Consider the following 16502-nt stretch of genomic DNA (forward strand, 5'->3'; position numbering starts at 1 on the left):
CACGCGACGAGGTACGCCGAGCGTCGCGTGCAGGTCCGTTGCAAACCAGCGCTCTTTCGCCAGTCCGCGTTTTGCGCTAAGTTGGCAACGCGAAATCCATCCCGTCCCGAGTGGAGCGATAAAGATGAGTGACGTCGAGCCGAACGCGCAGCACGATCCGATCGAACACGTCGTGCTGCTGCTGATGGAGAATCACTCGTTCGACCAGATGCTCGGCTGCCTCGACGCCGTGCACGACAAACTGGACGGCGTGCGCAACGCGGCCGGCAAATCGAACGCCGACGGTCAAGGCCATACCTTCTATCCGCGTGCGACGCGCGAGCGGCAGATGAAGCACGATCCGAATCACGAGCACAAGGCCGTGATGGATCAGATCGCCGCCGACAACAGCGGCTTCGTGCGTTCGTTCGTCAACGACTATCCGAAGAGCAGCCTGGTCGCGCGGCAAGACGTGATGGGCTATTACCCGCTCGGCTTTCTGCCCGCGCTGCACACGCTCGGTTCGCAATTCACCGTGTGCGACCGGTGGTTCTCTTCATTGCCGGGGCCGACGTGGCCGAACCGTTTTTTCGCGCTCACGGGTACGTCGAAAGGCGAGATCGACATGCCTTCGGGACTCGACGGACTCAATCCACGCTGGTACACCGAGCAGGATCAGGACACGATTTTCGATCGCTTGAACGTCGCGCGCAAAACATGGAGCGTCTATTTCTACGACTTCCCCGCGTCACTGCTGCTGAAGAACCAGCGACGCGCTGAAAACCTCGCGAATTACCGCTCTTTCGACAAGTTCTTCGAAGACGCAGCGGGACCCGCCAGCCAATTCCCGCAATTCGTGCTGATCGAGCCGAAGTACTTCGGCGAAGCGCAGAACGACGATCATCCGCCGCACAACATCATGAAGGCGGAGAAGCTGATCGCCGATACCTACAATGCGCTGCGCTCGAATCAGGCGCTGTGGGAGCGCACGTTATTGGTGGTCCTCTATGATGAGCACGGCGGCTTCTACGACCACGTATCGCCGCCGGCCGACGCAGTCGCACCCGACGGCCATACCACGAGCTTCGATTTCAAACGACTCGGCGTGCGCGTTCCCGCGATCCTCGTGTCGCCGTGGTGCGAAGCCGGCGTATGCAACGAACAATTCGATCATTGCAGCCTGTTGAAGTACCTGTGCGACAAGTGGCAAATGCCGCCGCTCGGCGAGCGCACCGCGGCATCCGCGAACCTCGGTGTGGCGATTCGCCATGACGGCGGCGCGCGCGCCGATACGCCGCCGTTTATTCGCGTGCCCAATCAATCGCTGATTGCCGAGCACGTCGAGCTGGAGCGCAAATCGTCGAATGGCAATCAGCATGGCCTGCATCATTTCGCCGACTTTCTGCACGCGGAACTGGACCGGCTCGCCGCCGACTCGGTCGACGCGGCCGCGCAACTGGCGCGCACCGGCAATGCGTGGGTGCGCTTCAAGAGCGCATTGGGCTCGCTGATGATGAGTCTCGGCCAGTGGCTCAGCAAAGACTTCTACGACGCACGCGACCAGCGTGATGCGCGCACGAGCCAGGCGTTCACGCGCTTGCGGCAATCGGTGCGTGCCGCGACGCCGGGCAGCGCGCGAAACGATCCGGCGCCACCGGCAACGGCAACGCCCTCGCCCGTCAGTCCTGTGTCGGAGAAGTAGCACTCCGCACCGCGGCGGCGACGCAACGAAAGCCTACGCGTTAACCCTGAAAGTTCCGCACTTTTGTATCAATTCTCGCAACAAACATTACCTGCATCGTGACTTACTCTGCCAAGTTCACCAAATTACAATGCAATCACTGACTACGAACAAGCAAGTTCGCAGCAAGACAAAAAACCCTGAACTGGAGGTAAGTATCATGAAATCGCTGATTCAAGCCGTTGTCATCGCTGTCGCTGTCGCCGCTCCGGTCGCTGCTTTCGCGCAAGCCAACCAGCCCGTGACCCGCGCTCAAGTGCGCGCCGAGCTGGTCCAGCTGGAAAAGGCCGGCTATCAACCCGGTCTCGCCGACCCGCACTACCCGGCTGACATCCAGGCTGCGCAAGCCCGCGTCGACGCGCAAAACGGCGTCGGCCAAGCCGCTACCGGCTTCGGTGGTGTAGTGAGCGGTACGACCCAAACGAGCCGTGCGGCTCCGACGAGTGGCCCGAAGTCGGTCTACTTCGGTCAGTAAGCGATAGCGCGTCCTTGCGACGCGCGCCCCGATTCAAATGAACTGGCCCGCTGCTCGGGTATCTCCGAGCGCGGGCCAGTTCATATGTGTTACCTCCGTCATCGGGCTCCCGATGACTTCGCCCGGGCCTTCACGGTCTGGGCGCTTTTTCGCGGCGCTATGCGTGCGCCGCGACGAATCCTCAGCTGCCGGCGCTCACTCGCGTGCGATCAGATCGCCGACCTGGCCACGCCCGGTCACGAGGCAACTCGACAGGAAGCTCTCGCTCTGCGCGCTCGCGCCAGCGTCGCCAAAGCCCTTTTTCAACGCTTGCGATTTGACGAGCGCCGCGCCCTGGTGACACGTAATCGTGCCGACCTCGCCCGCCTGCGCACGCATCAACGCCCGATCCGCCATCAAATAGCCAAGCAAAAGCACCAACGCAATATTGAACGCTTGTCGCATGGGTTCGTCTCCTTTTCGAAAAGACTAACGCGAAGCGCGAATGCAGTGGCTTAGGGCTTTCCCGATTGTTGACGTTTCAATGATCCAGAATAAATCGTTTATGCCTGCAGACGAGCCTCGATCCGCGCGATGCGGCTATTGATCGCATTGCGCACCAAAGCATTCGACGGCACCAGCAGCAGCGACGACGCGATGATCCGATATACGTCACCGCGCGTCACCTTCGACACTTTCGCCGGATCGAGCCACGCGTCGTTATCCGCGAGCAGCAGCAAAGTGTCGAGGCCGATCAGGATCGGCCACAGGCAGGCGAGCCGCAAGCGCACCGCGCTCGCCGGAATCGCGAGCGTATAGTCGAGCGCCGCGCGGAAATGATCGAGCGTCTTGCGCAGGAGTTCGACGAGCAGCGGCCGCGCGCGCATCGAATTGGCCGGTTGCAGCAGATCGCGCGCGCTTAGAGCGTGACGCTCGAGCATGCTCTGCGGCAGATAGCAGCGGCCGATGCGCAAGTCTTTTCCGCAATCGCGCAGCACGTTGGTCATCTGCAGTGCCTTGCCGAAACGCACGCCACGCTGCGTCATCGTGTCGGGCGGTTCCTTCAGCGTGCCCGGCATGTGCGCGTAAGTCATCGTGGTCCAGAACTCGCCGACGCAGCCCGCGACCAGATACGTATAGCGATCGAGTTCGTCGTATTCGCGCAGCGCCGCGATCTGGCCGGAGCGTTCGTCGGGGAACGTGCGCAAATCGAATTCCATGCCTTCGGTCAGCGTCGTGACGATTGCGCGCACCGCGTGGCGGTCGGACTCGCTCAGTTGCGCGAGCACGTCGAGCGCGGGGTTCAACGATTCGAGCAGCAGCTTTTCATCCGACTGCGTCTGCTGACCCGCGACTTCGGCGGCGATGCGCTGGAACGGCGCGCTATCGACGGCCACGCCGTTGACCTGATCGCGCAACGCAAGCAGCAATTCGAGGCGTTGGCCCGGCGCGATCAGCGAGGTGTCGGCGATGGTATCGGCGGCGCGCGCGAGCAAATATGCAAGGCCGATTGGATCGCGCATGCCGATGGGCAGCACGCGCAGCGTCAGATAGAAGGAGCGTGAAACGCCTTTAAGGAGCGGACCGAGAAGAAAGGCCCGGGTCGAATTCGGCATGGGTTGGACTGGTTGGCAAATAGGCGGGTGAAAGCCCGCGGGAATCAGGCGCTGCCGAATTGTATACGTGCTCTCCGTCATGTCGCGTGCAAGGGGCTCTCAGGCCGTGAGGCGTCGCCGCTCGCAAGCGGGAACGGCGATTGCTGCCTCGACGGGGTTCAGCACAGGACCGTCACGACCAGCCGTCGCTTGCACTTTGAAAGACCCTTCGACAATGACTACCGACGCATCCAACACCTCTCGCCTGTCTGACGCGGCGCGACCTGACGCGGCCCGGCCTAACGCGGCCCGACGCAATGTCGAAACCGGCGTGCCTGGTTTCGACGAAATCCTCGGCGGCGGTCTGGTGAGCGGCGGCGTCTATCTGCTGGAGGGCATGGCTGGCGCCGGCAAGACGATCCTGTCGAGCCAGATCGGCTTTCACCGGGTACGGCAAGGCGAGAAAGTGCTGTACATGACGCTGATCGCCGAATCGCACGACAAGCTGCTCGGTCACCTGAAAGGCCTGAGCTTCTTCGACGAAACCGCGGTCGCGCAGCAGATGCTGTTCGTGTCCGGCTATCACGAGCTGATGCAGGACGGTCTCGACGGTTTCCTGAAGCTGATCGCGTCGAGCATCTACGACTACCGGCCGAGCCTGATGATCATCGACGGCTTTCGCAGCGCGCGCGAATTCAGCGAAACCGAGCTGTCGCTGTCGAAGTTCATCCACGAGCTGAACGCGCTGGTCGCCGCGATGGACTGCACGACGCTGCTGCTCGCGCCGCTGTCGGGAAACGAGCCGCATCCCGAGCACACGCTGGTGGATGGTCTGATCGAGCTGAACCGCTATCACGACGGCATGCGCCGCGCGCGCGAGATCGAAGTGCACAAGATGCGCGCGCGCGATCACCGGATGGGCAAGCACTTCTTTCGCATCGCCGGCAGCGGGCTGCTGATGTTCCCGCGCCTCGAAGCACACTGCGCGCAGCAACCGGGCCCCGTCGATCTGAAAGCACGGCTCGGCTTCGGCTTGCCGCATCTGGACAATCTGCTCGGCGGCGGCTTCGCGCAAGGCTCGACGACCACGCTGATCGGCCCGTCGGGCGTCGGCAAGACGCTGCTGTGCCTGCAGTTCCTCGCGGCCGGGCTCGCACGCGGCGAACGCTGCGTGTATCTCGGCTTCTACGAGGGTCCGCAGCGGCTCGTCGGCAAAGCCGAAGCGGTGTCGATTCCGCTTGCCGATGCGTGGCAGGACGGCCGTCTGATCGTGCATTGGCAGCCGGCGATCGAACTCGCCATCGACGAAATCGCGGCGAAAGCGCTCGCCACCGTCAAGCAGACCGGCGCGACGCGCATCGTGATCGACGGCGTCGAGGGCTTTCGCGATTCGGCGTTGCGCACCGAGCGCTTCGGCCTGTTCCTCAATGCACTGCTGCATCAGTTGCGCGAAGCGGCCGTCACGACGCTCATCACCGAGGAACTGCCGCTGTACAGCGAGCCGGGCCACGCGAAGGCCGTGCGGGTGTCGGCGCTGACCGAAAACCTCGTGCTGCTGCGCTACGCCGAGACAGAAGGAGGACTGCGGCGCATGATTTCGGTGGTCAAGCAACGCGAAAGCGCGCACGACACGTCACTGCGCGAACTGTCGATTTCGTCGCAAGGACTCGACGTGATCGAGGGCTCGCCCGGCGCCGCCGGCATCCAATCGACGCCGGGCCTGTCGGCCACGCTGCAATCGCGGCGAAAAACCTAGCCGCCATGAAAACCATTCTGGTGGTGGACGACGAGTTCGACATCCTCACGGTGTGGCGGCTGCTGCTGGAACGACACGGCTATGCGGTGCGGACCGCGTCGAACGGCGCCGTCGCGCTCGAACTGGTCCGCTCGAGCCGGCCCGGCATCATCGTGTCCGATTGCATGATGCCGGTCATGTCGGGCATCCAGTTGTGCGCGGCGCTGTATGAGGACCCGGAGTTGCGCGACATTCCGATCATCCTGTGCAGCGCCGCGTCGGACATTCCGGTGCAGCCCAATCCGCATATCGCCTACGCGCGCAAGCCGCTTTCGTTCGACCAGCTGCTGGCGATGCTGGTGCGCATGGGCGGTTGACGGCAGGCTCCCCTGCCTGCCTTCTCTCCCTCTTTTCCCGCTAAAAACACAGCTTGAGACGCTCGCGCCATTTGTCGAGCGTTTGCAGCGTTCTGCGAATCTCCGAGGCCTTTTACAGTACGCCATCGATCGCGCATAGCCAGCAACGCGCAGCGCGACGCAACTTCCGGAGGTCGTCATGAACAGCAATCGTGGGGCGGTTCCCGCTGGCTTCTTCAGTATCGCGGTGGGCTCGTTGGCGCTTGCCAACCTGTGGCGCGTGGCAATCCGCCTGTGGCATTTGCCGGCCATAGCGGGCAGCGTGGTGACGGTGGCGGCGCTCGCCGTCTGGGTCGTGATTCTGTTCGCCTACGCGCACAAGTGGTTCGCGCAGACCGCCGACGCGCGCGCCGAACTGGACCATCCGGTGCAGTCGTCGTTCGTCGCGCTCGCGCCGATCTCGACGCTGCTCGCCGCGCAACTGCTGCAGCCGTACGCGCACACCCTCGCGCTGACGCTATACGGCGTCGCGGCGGTCGCGCAACTGGGGCTCGGTGTCTATCTACATGGCCGGCTGTGGCAAGGCGGCCGCAAGCCCGAACTGACCACGCCGGCGATCTATCTGCCGACGGTCGGTGCGGGTTTCGTCGCGGCGACGAGCTCGGCCGCATTCGGCTTCCATCAACTGGGCGAGCTGTTTTTCGGCGGCGGCATGCTGGCGTGGCTCGCGCTCGAATCGATGATCCTGCATCGCGCAGCGGTGCATGAACCGCTGCCCGAAGCGCTGCGCCCGACCCTCGGCGTGCAACTGGCGCCGCCGGTCGTCGGTGGTGTCGCGTATCTGAGCCTCACGAGCGGCACGCCCGATCTGTTCGCCTTCGCGCTGCTCGGCTACGGCCTGTTTCAAGCGCTGATGCTGCTGCGTTTGCTGCCGTGGATTCGCCAGCAGGCGTTCGTGCCCGGCTATTGGGCGTTCAGCTTCGGCGTAGCGGCATTGCCGACGATGGCGCTGCGTCTGGTCGAACGCGGCGCGACCGGTCCGATCGAGTTCGCGGCGCCGGTCCTGTTCGTGGTGGCAAACGCGATCATCGCGATTCTGGTGGTGAAGACGCTTCAGTTGCTCGTGCAAGGCAAGCTGATCCCGCCGGTGGCGGCAGGTTCGACGGCGGCGACGGCGCCAGTCAAGCAAGTCGCGCCGGCCGCGCGAATCGCCCGGGTTCAATAAGCGGCAGGCAGCGACCGAACGCGGCGGCGACGCGCAGAGCGTGCCGCCGCGTTCGCGTTTGTGCTTGGAGTATCAGAAGCCGTGCATCGACACGACGATCAACGCAGCGGCGAGAATCGCCACCACGTCCTCGATCAGCGCCGCGGGTGCATCGCGTCCGAACATGTTCGCGAGCGAACTGCGCACCTTCGCGCCGCCGAGCGTGCCGATCACCGCGCCTACCGCACCGACCACCGCGCCCAGCACCCCGACGATCATGCCGCCCGCAAGGCCGCCATGCGCGCCGCTGATCGCCGCGCCGCTCAGCGCACCGAGCACGACGCGCGCGCCGAACTGCAGCGGCACCTTGCGGCTCGGCGTTTCGGGCAATTGATCCGTGATCAGTTCGATGACCGCCAGCACGGTGAAGATATACGGCGTGGCCGCGGCACCGAGGAACGCGAGCGACGTGCCTTGCAGCGGCAGCCATCCCAGGCGCGCTGCCCAGCTGACGGCGGTGGGGGCGATCATCGCGCGAAGGCCGGCGACGACGCCGATGAGCAAGGCCAGAACATACACGGACATAGCGGACTCCCGATCGAGGGCACTGATGCAAGGTTGTACGAGCCGACGGCTTACCTGGACGAACGTCGGCAGAACATGTCGAGCATTCCATCTGGACAGTCAACTTCTCACTACCTACATCGAGGCAACCCGCGGCGGCCATTCACCGTTGCTCACAGTTGCCGGCCCTTGATTGCCGACGCGGCGCCGCGCGCCTCGCGCGGCGCCGGGCGTGCGATTGCCCCCGTCGATGTGGCCCTAGTGTCGCACAATTCGACTGGCGAAATAACAGCCAGGGAGTCGGCGAAGTGGGCCGATGGTGATAAGTTAGCCCACTCACAAGAAAATCTTGTATCTGCACCATGAGACCGTATCTCCCGCTGAACGCGCTGCGCGCGTTCGAGTCGTCAGCGCGGCATCTGAGCTTCACGCGCGCCGCGCAAGAGCTGAACGTGACCCAGGCCGCGGTCAGCCAGCAGGTCCGCTCGCTGGAGGAGCGGCTCGGCACCGCGCTATTCAAGCGTTTGCCGCGCGGCCTCGCGATGACCGATGAAGGACTCGCACTGCGGCCGGTGCTGTCCGACGCGTTCGATCGTATCGAGGCGGTACTCAAGCAGTTCGACGGCGGGCATTTCCACGAGGTGCTGACGGTCGGTGTGGTCGGCACGTTCGCGGTAGGCTGGCTGATGCCGCGCCTGAAGTCGTTTCGCGAAGCGCATCCATTCGTCGAACTACGGCTCCTGACCAACAACAACCTCGTCGATCTCGCGACCGAAGGCCTCGATTTCGCAATCCGTTTCGGCGACGGCACCTGGCCCGGCTCGCTCGCCACCAAACTGCTCGACGCGCCGCTCGCGCTGCTCTGCACGCCCGAGATCGCCGCGCGCCTCACGCGGCCCGACGATCTCGCCAACGAAACGCTGCTGCGCTCGTACCGGATGGACGACTGGATGAACTGGTTCGCGGCCGCGGGCATCGCGCCGCGTCCGGTGCGCGGACCGGTGTTCGATTCGTCGCGGCTGATGGTGGAGGCGGCGATACAAGGCGCGGGCATCGCCCTCGCGCCCGCGTTGATGTTCGAACGGGAGATCAATACCGGGCGGCTGGTGCGCCCGTTCGACGTCGAGGTGAAAGCGGGCAGCTACTGGCTGACCTGCCTGAAGGGCAAGCCGATGACGCCGGCGATGTTGCTGTTCAGTCAGTGGCTCGCCAGGGAAGCGGCCACGGCAGGTCACGCATGACTTCTTACCCGGCCGTACGGCCGTGCCCGTTCATCGCGGGCCGCTCGGCTTGCGGCGGGAACACGTTCCACGAACCGTCGCCGTGGCGGAAGAAGAAGATCGACAGCAATCCTTCCGGCTTCAACGCCTGCACGCATACATAGCGTTGCTGTTGCGACGCGCGATGGCAGAACCGCACGACTCGCGCGGGCATCGACGGCGTGGGCGCGAGCCATTTGTCGACGGCCCAGTGCAAGCTCTTTTCCGCGGCAACCATGATGTTCTCCTCGAATCGTCCCGTTCCCGGCGCGCTGCAATCACGCGACTTGCGCGAGTTGCGCCACGCGGTGATCGTTCCTCGCCCCGCTGTCGACAAACGCCTTCACGAGGCACAGCAGTGCGCGCACGCCCGCGCTCGGATGGCGCAGGCAGCAATCCACCTGTTCGCTGCGGCTTTCGCCGAGCAGGCACCACGCGCAGAAGTGTTCGCAGTTGTTGGTCAGCAGGCGATAGCGGTTTTCGCCGAGGCGGGAGCGCGCGCGGCGCACTGCTTCGGCACCGACGTAGATCGCGCTCGGCGTCGCCCGAACCGACATCGCATGGCCGGCGGCGAAGCGCGACAGTTCGACTTCCTCGACCGGGCCGGGATGCGCGGACCCCGCAAAGCCCGAGTAGTGCACGACGCGGCCGTTGCCGACATAGATGCCGTGATGTTCGTAGCCATTGCGTTGCGTAACCAGATGCGCGCCGATCGGCAGATCGATCGTCGATGAGGTGGTGTCGCAAGCGGCTGCGGATTGCGGTTCGTCGTCGCGGGTATCGAGCGTTTGGGTGTTCATGGCTGGCCTCGTTCGCATTTCCAACACTGTTGCGACAGCTTTTGCATCATCTGGGCCAGCTGCCGGAAAGCCCGTGTTCACGGGCTTCGCGGCCGATCGAGCGGTTTTCTGAACAGACAGATGTCAGTAAGAGACCAACAGAAATCGCGCCGATCTGTTGGCGTGCAACGCTCATTTGCGAGCGGTGTGGCGCGCTAATTAACGTGAATGGAAAACGTAAGAGGACCCGCCTGAATGTGTTGGGTCCTACACCTATTTAAATGGACGCTTGTTGGCCGGGAGCCGACCGATTGTGTCGGCCGGATTCGTGGAAAAGCCGCGCAGCGCACGCCAGTCAAGGCGCTGCCGGGTTCGCGCCGAATCCGCCCCCGATTGGCATGGCCTTTGCACCAGCGTGTGCAGGGTCCATTCAGCCGCGCGCATTGCAAACGCGGCCAACCGGAGAACGACATGTCCTGCATCAAATTGAACGACCTCTCGCTGAACCTCGCGCTCGATCGCAAAGCGATGGCGGCGATCCGCGGTGGCGGCGGCGCGCCATGGATCTATGGCTGGATTCAGCCGTACGTGCCGCAAACGCCTAGCATTGGGCCGGTGGTCAATCTGTACGAGGTCTCCAACAACTTCTATGCTAACCAGATGATCAACCAGTTCCAGTCGGTCGACGTACGCAACACCGGCGCGAACGCAACCCTCACCGTGTCTCCGGACGCACGCAACCGAAACGAGATGGTGTAGCCGTTGTGACCTGCGAGAGCCAATTTCGCTGGACGTCGTCCGCGCGTTCCGACACGGGGCGGGTCCGCGAAATCAACGAAGATGCCTACCTCGACGATCCCGAGGCGGGACGCTGGGCTGTCGCCGATGGGATGGGCGGTCACGCGGTCGGCGATGTTGCCAGCCGCACCGTGATCGACGCATTGACTCAACTGGCGGCGCCGCACGGCCTCAGAATGCTGATCGCCGATGCGCGCGCGCGTCTGCAATTCGCGAACCGCCAATTGCGCGATGAAGCCGCGCGCCGCCAGGTGCAGCGCATCGGCAGCACCGTGGTCGTGCTGCTTGCCTGCGATCGCTTCTGCGGCTACGTGTGGGCCGGCGACAGCCGCATCTACCTGTACCGCGACGGACAGTTGCGGCAACTGACGCGCGATCACAGCCAGGTCGAGGAGCTGCGCTCGCTCGGCGTCATCACCGACGAAGAAGCACGCAATCATCCGGCGCAACACATGATCACGCGCGCGGTCGGCGCAACCGACCTGCTCGAACTCGACGACGACGCGATCGAAGTCGCCGACGGCGACGTGTTCCTGTTGTGCAGCGACGGTCTGAGCAACGAACTGAGCGACGACGAGATCGCCGGCGTGCTGACTTCGGCGGAGCGCGAAAACGCATGTTGCGAACTGGTCGACCTCGCGCTCGCGCGCGGCGGACGCGACAACATCACGGCAGTGGTCGTGGAAGCGCAAGACCCGAATGCGGCGGACAAGACCTTGCTGAATCCGGCGCCTTGAAGGTCTTCAGGCACGCGTTTCAGCGAGCCTCCATTGGTTCTTCAGTGATCCTTCACTCAGCCTTCGTCGTCTTCCTCATCGCGCTCGTTCGTGCCGTTTTTGGTGGGCGGCGCATTGCGATTGCGGAAATCCTTCGAGTGCAGGCCGTGCTTTTTCAGCAGCATCTGCAAGTGCGAGCGATTCATATCGATGCGCCGCGCCAGCTCGGCGACGGTCCCGCTGACTTCACGCAGTCCGCGTTCGAGAAACGCTTTCTCGGCGTCGTCGCTGGCCGCCCGCTTCGCGTCGCTCAACGACATCAGATTCGCGACACTGATCGGCTGCTCGCCGCTCGCCTGGCCGCCCTCCGCCTGCGCCGCAGCTGAACCGGGCGCGGCCGGTCGCATATCGAGCGGCAAATGCTCGACGTCGGCCATATCTGCAGCCAGGCATGAGATGCGGTACATCACGTTGCGCAATTCGCGGATATTGCCCGGATACGAGTAGCTCAATAGAAAGTCGCGCAAACGCGGCGTCAATCTGACCGGCCGGCGTTTCAGCGTGCCCGCCGCTTCGTCGCCGAACCACGCAATCAGCAACGGAATTTCGTCGCGCCGTTCGCGCAGCGGCGGCAGCGTGACATGAATCACGCTGAGCCGGTAGAACAGATCCTCGCGAAACCGGCCTTCTTCGCTGAGCTTGCGCAGATTGCGGTTGGTCGCCGCGACGATGCGCGTATCGACCGCAATCGTTTCGTCGGAACCAACGCGTTGAATCTCGTGCGCTTCGAGCACGCGCAGCAGCTTGACCTGGCCCGCGAGCGGCAACTCGCCGATTTCGTCGAGAAAGATCGTGCCCGTATGCGCGCTTTCGAATTTGCCCTTGCGGTCGTTCGACGCGCCGGTAAATGCGCCCTTGCGATGCCCGAACAGTTCCGACTCCAGCAGATTGTCCGGAATCGCGCCGCAGTTCACCGAAATGAACGGCTTGTCCGCACGCGCGCCATTCGCGTGAATCACCTTCGCCATCAGTTCCTTGCCGGTGCCGCTCTCTCCATCGATCAGCACCGGCAAATCGGTCGGCGCGGCTTTTTCCGCAATTTCAAGCGATTCGAGCAGCCGCGGATTGTCGCCGAACGTGCCCTCGAAAATAAAGCTGCGTTCCAGTAGCGCCTTGCGTCGCGCACCGCGCGATTGCTCCGCGCTCGCCTGCGGCTCGCCAGCGGTAGCCGCCTGCACGAAGCGCTCCTTGTGCGAAAGCTGCATCACTTCGTCGCGCAACGACGTGGCCTGCCTGAGCAGCTTGTCGATATCGGCGCGTTCGAGCCGCGACGACCAGCGCAACGTGGAGCGCAGGATCTCGATCCGCTCGATCAGTCCCGCGTACGATATTGCGGGACTCGCCTCTTCAATCTGGTCGAGTATCTTCATCATGATGCACTCAACTGTTTCTGCACGAGCTGATAGTACATGCCGCCGCGCTGGATCAGCTCCTCGTGACGGCCCTGTTCGACGATCGCGCCTTCATACAGCACCAGAATCTTGTCCGCGCGCATGATCGTGCTGAGCCGATGCGCGATGATCACCGCCGTGCGACCCTTCAGGATGTCGTGCATATTACCGAGAATATTGCTTTCCGATTGCGAGTCGAGCGCCGATGTCGCCTCGTCGAACACGAGCAGACGCGGATCGTGATAAAGCGCGCGCGCAATGCACAGCCGCTGGATCTGACCACCCGACAAGCCGATGCCGCGCTCGCCGACGACCTGTTCATAGCCGAGCGGCATCTTGCTGATGAAGCCATGCGCGTCGGCCATTTTCGCGACCTCCTCGATACGCCGGCGGTCCGGCGCGTCGTCGCCGCTCGCGATGTTCTCGGCTATCGTGCCCGAGAACAGCAGATTGCTCTGCATCACGTAGCCGATTTGCGCGCGGAAGTAAGCCTTGTCGATCACGCCGGAGTCGTAACCGTCGATCGTCATTTTCCCTTCGCTCGGCTGATAGAACCCGACCAGCAGCTTCGCGAGCGTGGTCTTGCCCGAGCCGCTGCGCCCGACGATCGCGACCAGTTCACCGGGCTTGATATCGAAGCTGATGTTCTCGAGCACATAAGCGGAATCCTCTTCGCCATAGCGGAAATAGACGCCTTGCAGGCTGATTTCGCCTTGCAGCTCCGGCAGCATTACGCGGGAAGGCAAATCCTGCGGCTTCTGTTCGGGCTCGATATCGAGCACATCGCCGAGCCGTTCCATCGCGACACCCGCATCGTTGAGCATGCTCCACAAGCCGACCAGACCCATCAGCGGACTCAATACGCTGCCCATGAAGGCATTGAACGCGATCAGCTGGCCGATCGTCAATTCGCGTGCGAGTACCAGATTCGCGCCGACCCAAAGAATCGCAATCGTCGTGGCCGCATTCAGCAATTGACTGCCGAAGCTGACCAGAATATTGAATGCGTGCGCGCGATACTGCAATTCGAGCGCCTTTGCGTACTTCTTCTCCCAGCGCAAGCGCACCGGCCGCTCGATGCCCATGCCCTTGACGGTCTCGACGCCGGAGAGCGCCTCCATCAAAAACGACTTCGCCTCGGTCGACGCTGTGAACACCTCGCGCGCATAGCTCTTGATCTTCGGCGTCGCGATCACCGTGAGTCCCATGATCGGAATCACGAATGCGATCAACACCAGCGTCATCTTCACGTTGTACACGAACATGATCGTGAAGTAGATGAAGATCATCAGCAGATTGAGCGCGGTCGTCACGGTGGATTCGGTCAGGAACGCGCGAATCGTCTGGTTCTCCTGAAAGCGCGCGAAGATATCGCCGGTCTTGCGCTTCGCGAAGAACGAGAACGGCAGCGACAACGTATGCTTGAAGAACTGCGACATCATCGCGAAGTCCATGTTGCGGACCATGAAGTTCGCCAGATACGCGCGTATCGTCGACATCAGCTGCGTGAAGATGTTGGAAATGATGAGCCCGCCGATCAGCATATGCAGCAGACTGACGTTCTGATGCACGATCACACCGTCGAGAATGTTCTGAATGATCAGCGGGGGAATCACGCCGAGCACCTGGATCACGAAGGTCGCCAGAAACAGATAGCCGAGTATCTTGCGGTACGGCTTCAGGTATCCGACAAAACGAATCCAAGGCGAGCGCTCGGCCGACATCTGCAGCAGCTGCGATCCGCCGGTAAACAACAAACAGGTGCCGCTCCAGCCGCGTTCGAAGTCTTCGACGCTCAGCTTTCTGAAACCGAGTGCGGGGTCCGCCACCCAGACATACTCTTTCGACAGTCCGTACACGATCACATAGTGGTAACCCTCCCAATGCACGATGAACGGCAAATCGAAGCCGCGCAGCGAATCGAACGTGCATTGGACGCCGCGCGTCGTGAAGCCGAGCGACTCGCCCGCGCGCGCGAGGCTGTCGAGCGTCGCACCCTGCGTCGTCACGTTCGCGAGTTCGCGCAGTTTGCCGAGCGTCATCGGAATGCCGTAATGGCGGCAGATCATCGCGAGACACGCGGCGCCGCAATCCATTTCCTCGGCCTGCTCGACGAGCGCGAAACGCCGGATGATCTTCTCGCCGAGTTCCGGCTTGCTCTGCAGGTCCAGCATCAACGGCAGCTTGCGCCGCTGTTCGAGCCGCTTTTGGCGCTGCAATTCGCGGTCGCCGTAGCGGATGCGCTCGTCGAGTACTTCGCGCAGTTTCGGATTGCGTTCGAGAATGAAATGAACGGTGCGCTCGGGGATCACCAGCAGCCGCGTGTCGGTGGTCGCAACCACCGATGCCATCTGTTCCTGGCGCATCAGGCACGCCTTCTCGCCGAAGATCTCGCCTTCGCCGAGCGTCGCGAGCGTGTAGTCGTGACCCTCCTCGTGCCGCACGATGCGCACCTGGCCTTGCCGCACCACATAAAGCCGCCGGTCCTCGCGGCCGTCCTGTTTCAGAATCTCCTTGCCGGCCGCCACCCGTTTCGCGCCGACGCTGCGCACATACTCTTCGAGTTCCGCCTTGTTCAGCTTGCCGCGCAGATCGAACAGCTGCGCGACGAAGCCCCCAGCCGAATTGATCGCGACATAGCTGGCGACGAACGCCAATGCCGCGGCGTTGGCCGCCATCACCGGTTCGATCGCGCTGCGCGGAATGAACAGCACTTCGGTCTTGCCCGACGACCGTACCGACGCTTCGTGAACGTACGAGCGCAACATCGCAATGTCGGCAAAGATCTCGCCCGACTTGCGTACGCCCATGCTGGTTTCCTTGCCGTGCTCCTCGGTAAAGATACGCACCGTGCCCGAGCGGATCACATAGAGACCATCGGCCACTTCGCCAGCCGAGCACACCGTCTCGCCAAACGAATAGAACTTTGCCTGCGCGTATTCGGCAAGCCGCTCCAATTCGTCGCGTGAGAATGGCGACAGGATCTCCACCGAAGCGAGAAATTCGGCGGTGGAGGGCGCGGATGGCGCGGTCTGGGGGGCGTCCATGTATCGGTGAGCCTCGCTTCATCGGGCGCTAGTCGGGTACTAGCGCGCTTCGATCACGTGTTCCTGGGCGCGGGCAATCAGCCAGCTCTCGCGCAGCAAACGGCGGATTTCAGTGGCCACGTCGGCATCGAGCGTGGCCGGATATTTGGCCGTCACCGCGAAGATCTCGAAACACGAACGGTCCGCCGACGGAAACGGACCGAGCAGATCGCCGACCGCCGCATTGAAGATCTTCGCCTCGATATCGGGCTTCAGCGAACCGCGCAGTACCTTGCCGATCACGCCGCCGGACTCGCGCGTGTCGGCGATCGAATGCTCGCGCGCCATCTCGGCGAAGGCGTCGGGGTCATCGTGCAGGTACGAGATCATTTCCTTCGCCTTGCCTTCGCTATCGAGCACGATATGGCTGACCTCGATCGCGTCGAACTTCGGTGAATTCAACGCGAAGTAATCACGGATTGCCGCGTCGTTACCGATGTCGTCGAGCATCTTCTCCTGATAGAGCCCGTCGGTAATGAACACCTCGAATTCGTCGAGGCTCACGTGCAGCGCGTCGAGATAATGATTCATGTCAGCCGCGCGATGCAGCCCGCGCACGCGGCGAAACTGATCCGCGCGCTGCTGGATTTCATCGGCGCTGACAGTGATGCCCTGCTTTTTCGCCGCATGGACGGTAAGCTTGTCGCGCACGATCTGCTCGATCAGGCTCTCGAACTGGCCGGTCAGTTTCAGAAGACGAATGAACTCGTCCACATCCACGACTTCATCATCGATACGCACTATCGCGGTCATTTGTTCTGCTCCTTCCTTGGATGTTTGATTCG

At 62.9% G+C, this 16502-nt stretch carries 16 protein-coding genes; 8 read left to right on the forward strand and 8 right to left on the reverse strand.

The features are described 5' to 3' along the window. The first annotated feature begins 124 nt into the window (after positions 1 to 124). Both ACLFKU_RS27180 and ACLFKU_RS27185 read left to right on the forward strand, forming a co-directional pair. Positions 125 to 1681, forward strand: coding sequence for an alkaline phosphatase family protein (locus tag ACLFKU_RS27180; protein WP_410851139.1), 1557 nt, complete (start codon positions 125 to 127; stop codon positions 1679 to 1681). A 199-nt stretch (positions 1682 to 1880) separates the two neighbouring features. Continuing rightward, positions 1881 to 2195 (forward strand): DUF4148 domain-containing protein, encoded by a 315-nt coding sequence (locus ACLFKU_RS27185; RefSeq protein WP_184129020.1) that lies wholly within the window; start codon positions 1881 to 1883, stop codon positions 2193 to 2195. Between the two features lie 195 nt (positions 2196 to 2390). Here the strand turns inward: ACLFKU_RS27185 and ACLFKU_RS27190 are convergent, their stop codons facing one another. After that, a complete protein-coding gene (locus ACLFKU_RS27190) occupies positions 2391 to 2639 on the reverse strand; it encodes a hypothetical protein (protein ID WP_410851140.1) in 249 nt (82 codons plus the stop codon). A 98-nt stretch (positions 2640 to 2737) separates the two neighbouring features. Further along, positions 2738 to 3790, reverse strand: a complete 1053-nt coding sequence (locus tag ACLFKU_RS27195) for a phytoene/squalene synthase family protein (protein ID WP_410851141.1) — start codon at positions 3788 to 3790, stop codon at positions 2738 to 2740. Between the two features lie 214 nt (positions 3791 to 4004). Here ACLFKU_RS27195 and ACLFKU_RS27200 point away from each other — a divergent pair, with 214 nt between their 5' ends. The 3 genes from ACLFKU_RS27200 to tehA all read left to right on the forward strand — a co-directional run bounded on the left by ACLFKU_RS27200 (position 4005) and on the right by tehA (position 7085). Then, the gene (locus tag ACLFKU_RS27200; protein ID WP_368582939.1) at positions 4005 to 5525 is read left to right on the forward strand and encodes an RAD55 family ATPase; all 1521 of its coding nucleotides are present in this window, start codon (positions 4005 to 4007) and stop codon (positions 5523 to 5525) included. Positions 5526 to 5530: 5 nt separating this feature from the next. Continuing rightward, positions 5531 to 5881, forward strand: coding sequence for a response regulator (locus ACLFKU_RS27205; protein WP_368582940.1), 351 nt, complete (start codon positions 5531 to 5533; stop codon positions 5879 to 5881). Between the two features lie 178 nt (positions 5882 to 6059). Beyond that, positions 6060 to 7085, forward strand: a complete 1026-nt coding sequence (gene tehA, locus ACLFKU_RS27210) for a dicarboxylate transporter/tellurite-resistance protein TehA (RefSeq protein ID WP_410851142.1) — start codon at positions 6060 to 6062, stop codon at positions 7083 to 7085. A 72-nt stretch (positions 7086 to 7157) separates the two neighbouring features. Here the strand turns inward: tehA and ACLFKU_RS27215 are convergent, their stop codons facing one another. Then, on the reverse strand, positions 7158 to 7649 hold the full coding sequence (locus ACLFKU_RS27215) for a DUF4126 family protein (protein ID WP_368582943.1): 492 nt from the start codon (positions 7647 to 7649) through the stop codon (positions 7158 to 7160). A 341-nt stretch (positions 7650 to 7990) separates the two neighbouring features. On the opposite strand from ACLFKU_RS27215, the gene ACLFKU_RS27220 reads away from it, so the two are divergent. Then, positions 7991 to 8869, forward strand: coding sequence for a LysR family transcriptional regulator (locus ACLFKU_RS27220; protein WP_368582945.1), 879 nt, complete (start codon positions 7991 to 7993; stop codon positions 8867 to 8869). A 4-nt stretch (positions 8870 to 8873) separates the two neighbouring features. On the opposite strand, the gene ACLFKU_RS27225 is transcribed toward ACLFKU_RS27220, so the two are convergent. Together ACLFKU_RS27225 and ACLFKU_RS27230 are read right to left on the reverse strand one after the other, a co-directional pair. Further along, positions 8874 to 9125, reverse strand: coding sequence for a hypothetical protein (locus ACLFKU_RS27225; RefSeq protein ID WP_410851143.1), 252 nt, complete (start codon positions 9123 to 9125; stop codon positions 8874 to 8876). A 40-nt stretch (positions 9126 to 9165) separates the two neighbouring features. Further along, positions 9166 to 9687, reverse strand: coding sequence for a lecithin retinol acyltransferase family protein (locus tag ACLFKU_RS27230; RefSeq protein WP_410851144.1), 522 nt, complete (start codon positions 9685 to 9687; stop codon positions 9166 to 9168). Positions 9688 to 10137: 450 nt separating this feature from the next. On the opposite strand from ACLFKU_RS27230, the gene ACLFKU_RS27235 reads away from it, so the two are divergent. Then, entirely contained in the window at positions 10138 to 10425 is a 288-nt protein-coding gene (locus ACLFKU_RS27235; protein WP_013092508.1) for a hypothetical protein, read from the forward strand. Positions 10426 to 10430: 5 nt separating this feature from the next. Beyond that, positions 10431 to 11201, forward strand: coding sequence for a PP2C family protein-serine/threonine phosphatase (locus tag ACLFKU_RS27240; RefSeq protein ID WP_368582949.1), 771 nt, complete (start codon positions 10431 to 10433; stop codon positions 11199 to 11201). A 56-nt stretch (positions 11202 to 11257) separates the two neighbouring features. On the opposite strand, the gene ACLFKU_RS27245 is transcribed toward ACLFKU_RS27240, so the two are convergent. Genes ACLFKU_RS27245 through ACLFKU_RS27255 form a run of 3 tightly spaced genes read right to left on the reverse strand, consistent with a single transcriptional unit; the run spans position 11258 to position 16470 of the window. Further along, positions 11258 to 12613: a sigma-54 interaction domain-containing protein gene (locus tag ACLFKU_RS27245; protein WP_368582951.1), complete on the reverse strand. Its 1356-nt coding sequence runs from the start codon at positions 12611 to 12613 to the stop codon at positions 11258 to 11260. After that, positions 12610 to 15678 (reverse strand): peptidase domain-containing ABC transporter, encoded by a 3069-nt coding sequence (locus ACLFKU_RS27250; protein ID WP_410851145.1) that lies wholly within the window; start codon positions 15676 to 15678, stop codon positions 12610 to 12612. Before ACLFKU_RS27250 ends, ACLFKU_RS27245 begins: the two co-directional genes overlap by 4 nt. A gap of 39 nt (positions 15679 to 15717) precedes the next feature. Beyond that, positions 15718 to 16470: a peptidylprolyl isomerase gene (locus ACLFKU_RS27255; RefSeq protein WP_368582954.1), complete on the reverse strand. Its 753-nt coding sequence runs from the start codon at positions 16468 to 16470 to the stop codon at positions 15718 to 15720. Positions 16471 to 16502: the final 32 nt, after the last annotated feature.

The organism is Paraburkholderia sp. EG304 (assembly GCF_046543485.1).
Taxonomy (GTDB): domain Bacteria; phylum Pseudomonadota; class Gammaproteobacteria; order Burkholderiales; family Burkholderiaceae; genus Paraburkholderia; species Paraburkholderia youngii.